Origin of the sequence: Alistipes montrealensis (genome assembly GCF_018362775.1) — a bacterium.
GTDB lineage: Bacteria > Bacteroidota > Bacteroidia > Bacteroidales > Rikenellaceae > Alistipes > Alistipes montrealensis.
In genome coordinates, this window is record NZ_JAGYXY010000001.1 from 771,038 (window position 1) to 783,955 (window position 12,918).

General features: G+C 58.5%; 9 protein-coding genes. 7 read left to right on the forward strand and 2 right to left on the reverse strand.

The features are described 5' to 3' along the window. The 7 genes from KG007_RS03010 (at position 1) to KG007_RS03040 (ending at position 11,405) form a co-directional block, all read left to right on the forward strand. Entirely contained in the window at positions 1–1,665 is a 1,665-nt protein-coding gene (locus tag KG007_RS03010; RefSeq protein ID WP_213347303.1) for a PCMD domain-containing protein, read from the forward strand. Between the two features lie 138 nt (positions 1,666–1,803). After that, the gene (locus KG007_RS03015; protein WP_213347304.1) at positions 1,804–3,000 is read left to right on the forward strand and encodes a FecR family protein; all 1,197 of its coding nucleotides are present in this window, start codon (positions 1,804–1,806) and stop codon (positions 2,998–3,000) included. A gap of 199 nt (positions 3,001–3,199) precedes the next feature. Then, the gene (locus KG007_RS03020; protein ID WP_195458534.1) at positions 3,200–6,466 is read left to right on the forward strand and encodes a TonB-dependent receptor; all 3,267 of its coding nucleotides are present in this window, start codon (positions 3,200–3,202) and stop codon (positions 6,464–6,466) included. Between the two features lie 15 nt (positions 6,467–6,481). Then, positions 6,482–8,290 (forward strand): RagB/SusD family nutrient uptake outer membrane protein, encoded by a 1,809-nt coding sequence (locus KG007_RS03025; protein ID WP_213347305.1) that lies wholly within the window; start codon positions 6,482–6,484, stop codon positions 8,288–8,290. A gap of 22 nt (positions 8,291–8,312) precedes the next feature. Further along, on the forward strand, positions 8,313–9,305 hold the full coding sequence (locus KG007_RS03030) for a BT_3987 domain-containing protein (protein WP_213347306.1): 993 nt from the start codon (positions 8,313–8,315) through the stop codon (positions 9,303–9,305). A 36-nt stretch (positions 9,306–9,341) separates the two neighbouring features. Continuing rightward, the gene (locus KG007_RS03035) at positions 9,342–10,223 is read left to right on the forward strand and encodes an endonuclease/exonuclease/phosphatase family protein (protein WP_195458537.1); all 882 of its coding nucleotides are present in this window, start codon (positions 9,342–9,344) and stop codon (positions 10,221–10,223) included. Positions 10,224–10,235: 12 nt separating this feature from the next. Further along, on the forward strand, positions 10,236–11,405 hold the full coding sequence (locus KG007_RS03040; protein ID WP_213347307.1) for an FN3 domain-containing metallophosphoesterase family protein: 1,170 nt from the start codon (positions 10,236–10,238) through the stop codon (positions 11,403–11,405). Between the two features lie 55 nt (positions 11,406–11,460). On the opposite strand, the gene KG007_RS03045 is transcribed toward KG007_RS03040, so the two are convergent. Then, positions 11,461–11,994 (reverse strand): RNA polymerase sigma-70 factor, encoded by a 534-nt coding sequence (locus KG007_RS03045; protein WP_195458539.1) that lies wholly within the window; start codon positions 11,992–11,994, stop codon positions 11,461–11,463. Positions 11,995–12,205: 211 nt separating this feature from the next. Continuing rightward, complete coding sequence (locus tag KG007_RS03050; protein ID WP_195458540.1) at positions 12,206–12,898, reverse strand: transglycosylase SLT domain-containing protein; 693 nt, start codon at positions 12,896–12,898, stop codon at positions 12,206–12,208. Between the last annotated feature and the right edge of the window lie 20 nt (positions 12,899–12,918).

Sequence of the window (12,918 nt, forward strand, 5' to 3'; positions counted from 1 at the left end):
ATGATCAGATACCTGAAAACAGCACTCTTTGCAGCCGCAACGCTCCTTTCGGCATCGTGCATCCGCAACGACATCCCCTATCCCGTCGTCGAAATCTCGATTACGGGCATCGAAGGCGAGGGATTCAGCCTTTCGGAGATCGACCTTGCAAACCGGACGATCACCCTGACACTCGACGAGCAGACCGACATCCGCGAGGTCAATATCCAGAAGGTGACCTACGACGTGACGGTGCACAGCGTCCAGCTCGACAAGGAGGCACTCATCGGCCAGATCCGCTCGTCGGAACCGCTCGTCGGAACTTTCGATATGCGCAGTCCGATCTACACCACGCTGTCGATCTACCAGGACTACGCCTGGACAATCCGTGCCGAGCAGGCCATTGCCCGGGAATTCAAGGTCTCGGGGCAGATCGGCTCGACGGTCTTCGACACCAAAAACCGCGTCGCCACGGCCTACGTAGCCAAGACTGCCGACCTGACCAACGTCGCCGTCACGGCGCTTAAACTCGGCCCGGAGGAGATCACTACCTATTCGCCCTCGCTCGACGAACTTACGGGCACGAGCTTCGAATCGGTGCGTTTCGTCGACATCAGCTATCACGGCCAGAGCGAGCGGTGGCTGCTCTACGTGCTGCACACCGACAAAATCGTGGAACTGAAAGCATACGCCTGGTCGCGCGTCATCTGGCTCTACGGCGAAGGCATCGAAGGCACGGACATGGGCTTCCGCTACCGCAAGGAAGGGGATACGGACTGGATCGATGTCACGCCGACCATTTCAGGCGGTAATTTCGAGGCCAGCATCGCCGCCGAAGCCGAAACGAAATACGAAATAAAAGCTTACTGCGAGACCGAGGAGACGCCCGAAGGAGTGTTCTTCGAGACCCAGGCCGTCGTGCAGGTCCCGAACAGCAGTTTCGAGGAGTGGAGCACCGTCAACGACATTGTCTACCCCTATACCGACAAGGCCGACGCCTACTGGGGAACGGGTAATCCGGGCGCCAAGATCGGCGGCGAAACGCTGACCCAGAGCTGTCCCCCGCGACCGGGAGGCACGGGCGTCGGGGCCAACCTCAAGTCGAAATTCGTCAACATCGTCGGATTGGGCAAATTCGCTGCGGGCAACCTTTTCGTAGGCGATTACGTCGCGACGAAGGGAACCAACGGCATCCTGACCTTCGGCCGTCCCTTCAAACAACGGCCCACGGCGCTGAAAGTCTGGGTGAAATACACCTGCGGCAAAATCGACCGGATCGACAAGATACCCGTCGGCAGCGATTTGAAAAAAGACGACCCCGACAACGGCATCGTTTATATCGCGCTGGGAACCTGGACGCCCGAAGAGTACGGCAAAGACAGCCAGGGTGAAATGCGCGGAACGCAGAACTCACCGCTCTGCGTCGATACGCGCAGCGTCACGACTTTCTTCAAACCCAACAGCAAGGACGTGGTGGGCTACGGCGAGTATGTAATGGCTGCGAATGTCGACGAGTGGACCCAGGTGACCATTCCGATCGCCTACCCCGACAAGAGCATCGAACCCACGCACCTGATGATCGTCTGCTCGGCTTCGCGCTGGGGCGATTACTTCACGGGCAGCACCAAGAGCGAGATGTGGGTCGACGACTTCGAACTCATCTACGATCCGTTGCCCGGGCAGTAACGACAGTCCGGACGAATCTGAAAAAGCGGCAGGCCGACGGGGCCTGCCGCTTTTTTTGCCGGATAATCTTTTTTTTGCAAAAAAATATCCGGAGGGGAGGGGTAGGGTTTCCGGGCCTTCGTTCGTGATATAGATAGAATGAAGACACCCGAACATACCATTGAAGAACTGATAGCCCGCCAACTCGACGGTGCGCCCCTTACCGATGCGGAACGCCGGGAACTGCAGGAGTGGCTCGGAGCGTCCGAGGCGAACCGCCGCGCCTTTCTCCGGACTTACGAAGCCTGGGGAGACGCCCGCCTTGCGGAAACCCGGTTCGACACCGGCCAAGCCCTCGAAAACATCATGGCCCGGATCGCCGAAGCGTCCAAACCCCGGCCTCTGCTGCGGCCGCAACTGCGTCGCCTGAGCATCGGTATCGCAGCGGCAGCCTGCATCGTACTGGCCGTCACCGGCTATTACCGACTGCAACCGTCGACCGCCCCGGACATCGAAGCCTTTATCCGGCAGGCCGAAGTTCCCGTATTTACCCAGAAGGAGGTGCAACTGGTGCTTTCCGAACAGAAAACCCTCTTGCTCGAAACCAAAAAATCGACGATCCGCTACGATTCGACCGCCATCCAGATCAACAATGCCGAAAAAACCATTCCCAAAAAGGAGGCTGCGACGTTCAACCAACTGGTCGTTCCCTACGGCAAGCAGACCACGCTGACGCTCGCCGACGGAACCCGCGTCTGGATCAACGCCGGGTCGCGGCTGGTCTACCCCGTCGTATTCGAAAAGCAGAAACGCGAAATATACGTCGAAGGCGAAATATACATGGAAGTAGCGCACGATGCCGAACGGCCCTTCTCGGTACATACGGGTAAGATGGATGTCTGCGTTCTGGGAACCAAATTCTACGTATCGTCCTACGGCCGCGACCGTACGCAGGAGGTCGTCCTGCTCTCCGGCTCGGTCAGCGTGGCCCCCGCCGGACGATCCGACCGCGGAATCCGCATCGTTCCCGGCCAGCAGGCCGTCCTCGGCGCCTCGGAATCGCTGGAGGTCCGCGAGGTGGAACCCGAAAGCTACATCAGTTGGATTTACGGATACCTGCCCTTCGACAACGACCGGTTGTCAAACATCCTCGAACGCCTTTCCCGCTATTACGACTGCCGGATCGAGTGTACGCCCGAAGCGGCGGCGCTGACGCTCTCGGGTAAACTCGAACTGAAGGACGATCCCGCCGAAGTACTGAAGATCCTGAGCGTCACAGCCCCTATCAACCTGCAAATCGACGGATCCGGAAATTTCCGGATCGACTATAACCCGACTGCTAACCACCCAAACTGACCTGCCTATGTAACAGCCCGTCTCCCGCAAAAAAGAGACCGGATGTCGTCCCACAACGACATCCGGCGCGATTGAAAATCTAAAATAGCCTATTTTAAACTTCAAATCTTTACAAATGTACAACAAAAATGGTAAAATCGGTCTTTCTGAGGCCGATAATGGGGGATTATTCCGCCTATTCCGGATAACATTCCTGTTTTTGCTGGCAACAATCGGGTTCATCCGGCCCGTCGGTGCACAAACGGCAGAGACGGCGAAAACCATCACGCTCGACGTACAGAACCGCCCCATCAAGGAGGTATTCACACAGATCGAACGCCAGAGCGACTACATCTTCGTCTACTACGACAACATCCTGGACATCCACCGCAAAGTCACCCTGAAAGTCACGAACCAGCCCATTTCGGCAGTGCTGAAACAGTTGTTCGCCGGAACCGTCAACACCTGGAAACTCTCGGGAAGGCAGATCGTCATCGGGCGCTCCGCGGCTGCGGCCACAGGTGCACCGCGGAAGATCGCGCGCATCACGGGTGTCGTCAAGGACCAGAACAACGATCCGCTCATCGGCGTCACGATCCGCGTCAAAGCCCGCCCGAGCATCGGTACGGCCACCGACATCAACGGTAAATACCTGCTCGACGTTTATCCCGACGAAGTGCTGGAATTCAGCTATGTGGGCTATAAACCGCAGGACGTTTCGGTCGCAGGGCAGGAAATCGTCGACGTAGTGATGCAGCAGAACGACGCCATCCTCGACGCCGTGGAGGTAGTGGGTTACGGCGTACAGAAAAAGATCAGCGTCATCGGTTCGCAGCAGACCATAGCGACCAAGGAACTGAAAGTCCCCGTCGCCAACCTCACGCAGGGCCTCGCAGGCCGCGTATCGGGCCTGGTCTCGGTGCAGCGGACCAGTGAACCGGGCTTCGACGACGCGAATATCTACATCCGCGGCATCTCGACGCTGACGGCCAGCATGAGCGCCCCGCTGACGCTCGTCGACGGCGTTCCCCGTTCGTTCGCCAACGTCGACCCCGAAGACATCGAGAGTTTCTCGATCCTCAAGGATGCATCGGCAACGGCCGTTTACGGCGTTCGCGGCGCCAACGGCGTCATTATCATCAACACAAAAAACGGTCTGAAAGGACGCCCCAAATTCAGCGTACGCTATACCGAAGGCCTCACCAAGCCGACCAAGATCACCGATTTCGCCGACGGCGCGACCTACATGGAGATGTCGAACGAAGCCTCGCTCACCCGCGGCGGCGGCAGGCTTTACAGCCAGGACATCATCGACAAGACCCGCCGCGGAGAGGACCCTTACCTCTATCCCGACGTAGACTGGATGAAACAGATTCTGCGTGACTTCAGCCACAACCGCTCGGCCAACGTCAACGTGCAGGGCGGTTCGGACAAAGCCGTCTACTACATCGGCCTGGCCTACTACGACGAAAACGGCATGTACAAGGACACGAAACTGGCCGATTACAATTCGAACACGTTCTACCGCCGTTACAACGTCACCTCGAACCTCACGCTCAATCCGTTCCGCACCACCGAGATCAAACTGGGCATCCAGGGCTATTTGGCCAACGCCAACTACCCGGCATCTTCGCAGGCGAGCATTTTCGAATCGGCCTACTTCACGCCGCCGACCTACATCGCACCGCTCTATCCCGACGGCAAACTCGGCGCCTTTTCGGGCGGCAACCTCAATCCCGTAGCGCAGCTCGGCGCAACGGGCTATGCCAACCAGTGGCGCAGCCAGGTCTACTCGAACCTGCGCGTCACGCAGCAGCTTTACAAAGGGCTTTCGGTCTCGGGCATGTTCTCGTTCGACACCTACAACTACACGAGCAACCGTTTCACCAAAACTCCGAACACCTTCCACGCCACGGGGCGCGACGCCAACGGCAACCTGCTCTACGAACAGACCCGCCAAGGAACCGAAAACCTGGCCTACAACCTCAGCGCAAAGGGTAACCGCGCCATCTACCTCGAAGCCGCGATCAACTACCGCAACACCTTCGGCCGCCACACCGTATCGGGCATGATGCTCTTCAACCAGAGCGACGAGATCAACACCAAAGCCTCGAACGTCGAAGAGGCGCTGCCCTACCGCTTCCGCGGCCTCGCGGGACGTTTCACCTACTCGTTCGACGACCGCTATTTCGGGGAGTTCAATTTCGGATACAACGGTTCGGAGAACTTCGCCCCGAAAAACCGTTACGGATTCTTCCCGTCGGTCGGACTGGGCTGGGTAATCAGCAACGAACCCTTCTTCAAAGGAGCCACGGAGGTGGTCCAGTACCTCAAACTGCGCGGCACATGGGGCCGTGTCGGCAACAGCCAGATCAGCGGACGCCGCTTCGCCTACCTGGCCACCGTCAAGGACAACAACGACACGAGTTACCAGTTCGGCAAGAACATGGACCAAACCTACGGGACTACGGCCATCGACGAATACGCCGTCGACGTGACGTGGGAGATCGCCGACAAGACCAACCTCGGACTGGACATGCGCCTGCTGAACAACAAATTCAACCTGCAATTCGACGCCTTCAAGGAGTCGCGCAAGGGCATCTACCTGCGCCGTACGAGCATCCCGTCCTATTTCGGCATGATCAACAACCCCTACGGCAACATCGGCAAGGTCGAGAACAAGGGTATCGAACTGTCGGTCAGCTATGCCAATTCGTGGCGGGACTGGTCGCTGAGCATCATGGGCAACTACTCCTTCAACCGGAACAAGGTCCTCGAAGACGACAGCACCGTGGCTTATCCCTGGCAGAAAACCATCGGCAACAAGGTCGACCAACGGTTCGGGCTCATCGCACTGGGACTCTTCGAAAGTCCGGAGGAGATCGCCGCAGCACCCGTACAGGTCGGCGACACGCGCCCGGGCGACATCCGCTACAAGGACATCAACGGCGACGGCAAGATCGACGAATACGACAAAGTGCCCATCGGCTGGGGAAGCGTTCCCGAGATCATCTACGGCTTCGGATTCTCCGTAGGCTGGAAGGGCCTCTCGCTGTCGGCCATGTTCCAGGGCGCCGCACACGTCGATGCGATACTCAGCGGCGAAGGCGTACTGCCTTTCGCACAGGGATCGAGCCGCGGCAACCTGCTGAGCAACATCACCGACCGTTGGACCGAAGCCGATCCCCGCCAGGATGTCTTCTATCCGCGTCTCTCGATCGGCAACATGAACATGAACTACGAGGCCAGCACGTGGTGGCTCAAGAATACCAGCTACCTGCGTCTGAAAAACATCGAACTCTCCTATACGCTCCCCGACCGCTGGATGAAACGCATCCACATCAACAATGCGCGCATTTTCATCCAGGGCGTCAACCTTCTAACGTTCAGCAAGTTCAAACTATGGGACGTGGAACTGGGCGACGGCCGCGGCGCAAAATACCCCAACATCGGTTCCGTCAGCCTGGGTATCAACTTCAACTTCTAAAATCCCCGACAAGCTATGAAACTTAAAACAATACTCACTTTACTGGCCGCCCTCGGCATCCTGACCGCCTGTAACGACGACTTCTTCGACCAGGTTCCCGACGACCGGATCACCATCGAGCAGGTATTCCAGCGCACCTCTTACTCCGAGAAATACCTGGCTACCGTTTACAGCTACATCCGCGACGAATCGCACCGCACCAACGGCGTGCCCTGGGACCCGTGCTCGGACGATCTGGACGTTACCTACGACCGCGAGGATTACAACTCCTTCAAGATGAACCTCGGCAACTGGAGCGCATCGTCGAACTACTACGAGTACTGGTCGCACTACTACCGGGGCATCCGCTCGGCGACCTATTTCATCCAGCACATCGGCTCGAACCAGGAGATGCTCAGCGATCCTACGCGCGGCCCTATCGTCGTCGAACAATACAAGAACGAAGCCCGCTTCCTGCGCGCCTGGTTCTACTACTGCCTGCTGCGCCAGTACGGCCCCTGCGTACTGCTGGGCGACGAAGTACTGCCGGGCGACCTCGACCGCGACGACGTGAAGATGAACCTGCCACGCAGTTCCTACGACGAGTGCGTGGATTACATCATCGGCGAACTGGACGACATGATCGACAACAACCGCCTGCCGCTGCACTTCACCGTGCAGGCCGACAAGGACTACGGCCGTGCGACACTGGCCATGTGCATGGGTCTCAAGAGCCGCGTACTGCTGCTGGCCGCCAGCGACCAGTTCAACGGCAACCCGGCCTACGCCAATGTGGTCAACACGGACGGAAAACACCTCTTTTCGACCCGGAAAGACCCCGAAAAGTGGAACAAGGCCGCCCAAGCTGCAAAAGATATCATCGACCTGGGAATTTTCGACCTCTACAAGGAGTACCACACCGACGGAACGATCGACCCTTACCTGTCGTGCCGCAACGTCTTCCTGGAAAACTGGAACAGCGAGGTGATGATGGTCCGCATCAGCAACTCCCTCAAGCACTGGGAACGTTCGGCTTCACCCCGACAGTTCAGCGGCTATGAAAGCATGGGTGCGACCCAGCAACTGGTCGACGCTTTCCGCATGAAAGACGGCACGGCCATTACCCCGGACAAGGAGAGCGGTTATTCAACGGCGAACTACAAGGACGACAAGTCGGGCTGGGTATTCGCCCCCGCCGGCACGCGCAACATGTTCGTCAACCGCGAACCGCGTTTCTACGTCAACATCTGCTTCAACGGCGCCTACTGGATCGGCGACCAGAAAACCCGCATCCAGCTCTACTACACCGGAGGATCGGGTAAAAAAGGCACGTGGGACTTTCCGCGTTCGGGCTACATCGCCATCAAAAACGTTTCGCCCTCGTCCAATCCCAAGAACGACAACTACATCAAGCGTCCCTTCGTCATCATGCGCTACGCCGAGATACTGCTCAACTACGTCGAAGCGCTCAACGAATACGACTCCGGGAATGCGGACATCGAGACCTACCTGAACAAAATCCGCGAGCGCGGCGGTCTGGGTCCCGTCCAAAGCGACCTCAGCCAAGGCCAGATGCGCGAACAGATTCGCCTGGAACGCCGCATCGAACTCTGCTTCGAGCAACTGCGCTATTTCGACACCCGCCGCTGGCTGATCGCCGACCAGACCGACTCAGGGCCCTTCTACGGCATGAACGTCGACGCGGGCAACAGCTTCACCGACGACGCGTTCTACGAGAAAACCGTGTTCGAGACCCGCGTGTTCCGGCCCGAGTTCTACCTTTTCCCCATTCCCCAGTCCGAAATCAACCGCGATCCGCAGATCGTACAAAATCCCGGATGGTAACCGTAAAAAACGAATAACGACTATGAAACTTACGAAATACCTGGCTGTCCTCTGCTGCGGAACGCTCTTCGCAGCCTGCGAAAACCCGATTCAGGACGACCTGAACATAGACAATCCCGAGAACTATACGCGTATCTACACGGTCAACGCCGCCGACGACACCTCCAAGAACACCCTCTCGTTCCCGCTCGAACGCGACACCTCATTCATGGTCTACGCCAACCTGAGCGGCATCCGCAACCCGGGATGCGACGTGATGGTCAAATTCCGCGTCGCACCCGAACTGGTGGAGACCTACAATCAAAAGAACCAGAGCGCCTACCCGATGATGCTCGACGGAAGCTACACGATCGAGAACCTCGAAACCGTGATTCCCAACGGGAAATACATCTCCTCGCCCATCCGGATCGCCATCAACAGCAAGGCGTTCGACGGCGTGGGCGTCTTCCTGATGCCTGTCCGGATCGAGAGCGTAACGCCCGACCTGACCATCAACGAAGCGTTGCAGACGGCTTACCTGCGCATCAACGGCTACTACACCGAAAACCCGTTCCCGAGATACGACAGGACCGGCTGGTCGATCGCCGGTTTCTCGACGCAGGAGGCCGAGGCGACATCGACCTACCCCAACCGCGGATTGGCCGTTTCGATCATCGACGGCGAAAACAACACCTATTGGGGCACGCAGTGGCGCAACGCCAAACCCGGCCCGCCGCACTGGATCGCCGTCGACATGGGCGCCCCCAAGGAACTGCACGGACTCACGATCCGCGGACGGGCCGACAAGGAAGGCTCCGACGTTCCCAAGAGCAGCGGCAACCCGCGTATCTTCAACATCGACGTGAGCGACGATAACCTGAACTGGACCCATGCAGGGACCTTTACCGTCGAAAACCGGATCGAGAACACGGTATACCTCGACCACAAGGCGACGGGACGCTATTTCCGCATCTTCGTCACCGCCACGCAGGCCGACCTCTACCAGACCTGCATCGCCGAAGTATGGGCTTTCTGATCCGACTAACGAAATTTTAAAACAAAACGAGAGACTATGAAAAAGACTATATGTCTGTGGGCGCTGCTCCTGATTGCCGTTTCATGCACCAACGACGACAATTACAACGACGAGCACGGAGACAAGGCCGTCATTGAGCCCAAAGGCAGGATCATCCGCATAATGACCTACAACATCTACGGCGCACGCGCCACGAGCCCCGCCGATGCGGCCGACCTGGACGCACTGGCCGAGGTAATCCGCCGGCAGAATCCCGACTTCGTGACCCTCAACGAAGTGGATGTCTTCACCAACCGCACGGGAAAAGACGTACACCAGGCCCGCGACCTGGCGGCCAAACTCGGCATGGAGTGGCACTTCTCGAAGGCCATCGACCGCGACGGGGGCGAATACGGCGACGCCGTGCTGTCGAAGCACCCGATCCTCGAAACCCGCAGCTACCGGCTCCCCTGCGCCGCTTCGCAACCGGGCGAGGACCGTTCGCTGTGCGTCATCCGCGTCGAAATCGACGGCAAGGACCTCTACGTCGCCTCGACGCATCTCGACCATCTTTCGGGCGATGCGAGCCGCCTGGTGCAGGCCAATGAAATCCGCCGTATCCGCGACACGGAACTGGGCGGGGACCTCATCCTCGCGGGCGACCTCAACGCCATTCCCAGCTCGAACGTCATCGCCACGATGACCGCGTTCCTGACCAACGTCGGAACGATCGACCAGTACACCTTCCCCTCGGACAACCCCACCCGCAAGATCGACTACATCCTGTATGCCCCGATCGAACACTTCGGCGTGCAGAACTGCACCGTGGTTCCGCGCGGCGACCAGCAGGTCGGGGGCGTCGACGCCTCGGACCACCGCCCCGTCGTGGCCGACATCCGGTTCCAGACCGAAGAGGACCTCCCCGAGACCCAGGAATAAAACACCCGGACGATGAAAAAACTACTGTTCACACTCCTCGGGCTGGCAGCGGCGCTGACGCTGCCGGCCCAGGATTTCAAGATCACCCACGGCCCGTGGCTGTGCGACATGACCGCGGAGGGCGTAACCGTCCTGTGGACTACCGACAAACCCGCATTGTCGTGGGTCGAGGTGGCCGAGGACGACGGACGCAGTTTCTACGCCGCCGAACACACCCGCCATTACGAGAGCGTCGCAGGCCGCAAGCAGGCGAACAAGACCCTGCACGCCGTGCGGCTGAAAGGCCTGCGTCCCGGAACGAAATACTGCTACCGCATCTTCTCACAGGAGGTCCTCGAATGGAAACACGGAGACAACGTCCTCTACGGCAGGACCGTCGCCAGCAATGTTTACAAACGCGCTCCGTTCCGGTTCCGGACATTCCCGGCAACGGGAACCGACGTCTCGTTCATCATCCTGAACGACATCCACGGACGCGCCGATGACATGACCCAACTGTGCCGGGAGGTCGATTTCGGCAAACACGCCTTCGTAATGTTCAACGGCGACATGGCAAACAGTATTGAAAGTGAGGAGCAGTTGTTCCGGGATTTCATCGACGCATCGGTAAGCCTTTACGCCTCGGAGACCCCGACACTCTACAACCGCGGCAACCACGAGACACGCGGCGTCTTCGCCGACCGCCTGCACGACTATTTCCCGACGCGCGACGGCCGCTACTACCAACTCCGCAAGGTCGGATCGGTCTGTTTTCTGCTGCTCGACTGCGGCGAAGACAAACCCGACACGGACATCGAATACGGAGGGCTTGCCGACTACGACGCCTATCGCCGCGAAGAGTGCGAATGGCTCCGCGAGGCGGTGGCCTCCGAGACCTTCCGCAACGCCTCGGCGCGCGTCGTCTTCCTGCACATCCCGCTCGACGGCGGGACGTGGCACGGCAACAACCACCTCAGGGAATTGTTCCTGCCGATCCTCAACGAGGCCGGCATCGATGTCATGTTCTCGGGCCACACGCACCGGTACGGCTTCCACCCGGCGGACAGCGACATCCGTTTCCCGGTCGTAGTCAACGACAACCAGAGCTACGTACAATGCGACATGACGGCCGACCGGATTGCGGTCCGGATCGTCGGTCCCGGCGGACGCGTCGCACATACGCACGAATTCCCGCTCCGCTAACCGAAAGGGAGAAAGCAATGCCCTGCACCTTCGGGTACAGGGCATTTTCTGTTTTTCAGAGGAAAAGCCGCAAAAATCCGCTGCGGCTGAGCCGGAGCCGGAGTTTGGAAAGCGCCGCCCCGATATGCTTTTCGACGGTCTTGACGCTAATGTTGAGCTGCTCGGCGATCTCCCGGTTTTTCAGGCCTGTCGTGCGGCTCAGCAAAAATACCCGGCGGCACTGTTCGGAAAGTTCGGAAATGCAGAAATCGATCTCCTCGCTCAACTGCGACAACTGGAACTCCTCCTCGATATGGTCGGCGACAAGTGTACGGATGCAAACATCCAGTTCGTCCTGCCCGGACTCCCCGCCCCGCCATTTTTTAGAGCGCAGCAAATCGATGGCGCGGTTTTTCACGGCGACAAACAGCAGCGGCAGCAGCGGCCGGTCGAAGTCCACCTCCTCCCGCCGTTCCCACAAGGCGAGAAAAACATCCTGTACGATGTCTTCCGACGCCTTGCGGTCATGGACCATCTGAAAAGCCCGTGCACACAAAGGTTCATAGTGATCGCGGAATAGCTGTTGAAAATGCGCCGAATGGTTTTCCACTGTTTTCTTAAAATACGCCGGAATACTCCGAATCATCCAAATATAGCGATAATTCGGGAAACCGCAAAATTCGAATTGTCAGTATCTTCTAAAGTGCGGTTTTCGAGCCGGTTCCACGCCGCAGGACATTCCGCAGCACTCACACTGCGCGGGACACGGACACAAAAAAGCAGGACCTTTCGGGGTCCTGCTTTAATTATCCTGCCCGGCGTTACCTCCCGGTAATGCGGCAGTACTTGTCGTAGCGTCCTATCACGTCGTCCACGTAAGCCAGCGTCTGCCGGCTGCCGGTGAATCGTCCGCACCTGACCACTTCGTTCTCGTAGAATTCCGGCTCGGCCTTCAGACTGAGGTAACGGGCCACCACCTCCCACGAGTTGGGGTTTTCGCCGTTCAGGCGGGCCAGGCGGCGGGCATCGTTCACATGGCCTATACCGCTGTTATACGAGGCCAGGATAATGCTCATGCGGTCCTTCTCGGGAGTTCCTTCCGGAAACCTAAGCGACGACATAATCTTCGACATCAGTTTGTTGGCCAGCCGGACATTGGTCTCCGGATCGGAGATCTTCGCCGTGGAAACATCGAACTGGCGCGCCACCGAAGGCATGATCTGCATCAGGCCGCGGGCCCCGCTGCGCGAGGTGATATCGGGCGTGAAGCGCGATTCGTGGTAAGCGATGGCGCTCATCAGGCGCCAGTCGTGGCCCTCTTCTTCGCTGATGTTGCGAATCAGGTTGTCGTAGGCCGAAATGACATAACTGCCCTCGGGGAGCAGCGAGTAGTGCATTCCGGCCAGGTCGTTCAGTGCGTCGTCCGTCGCGGGTGCGCTGAACTTAGCGTTGAAGCCGTAAAATGTCGTAAGAATGGTTAAGAACGCAAACGTTAATACGGTCTTTTTTAACATAAAAGGTTGTTTTGCGGGCA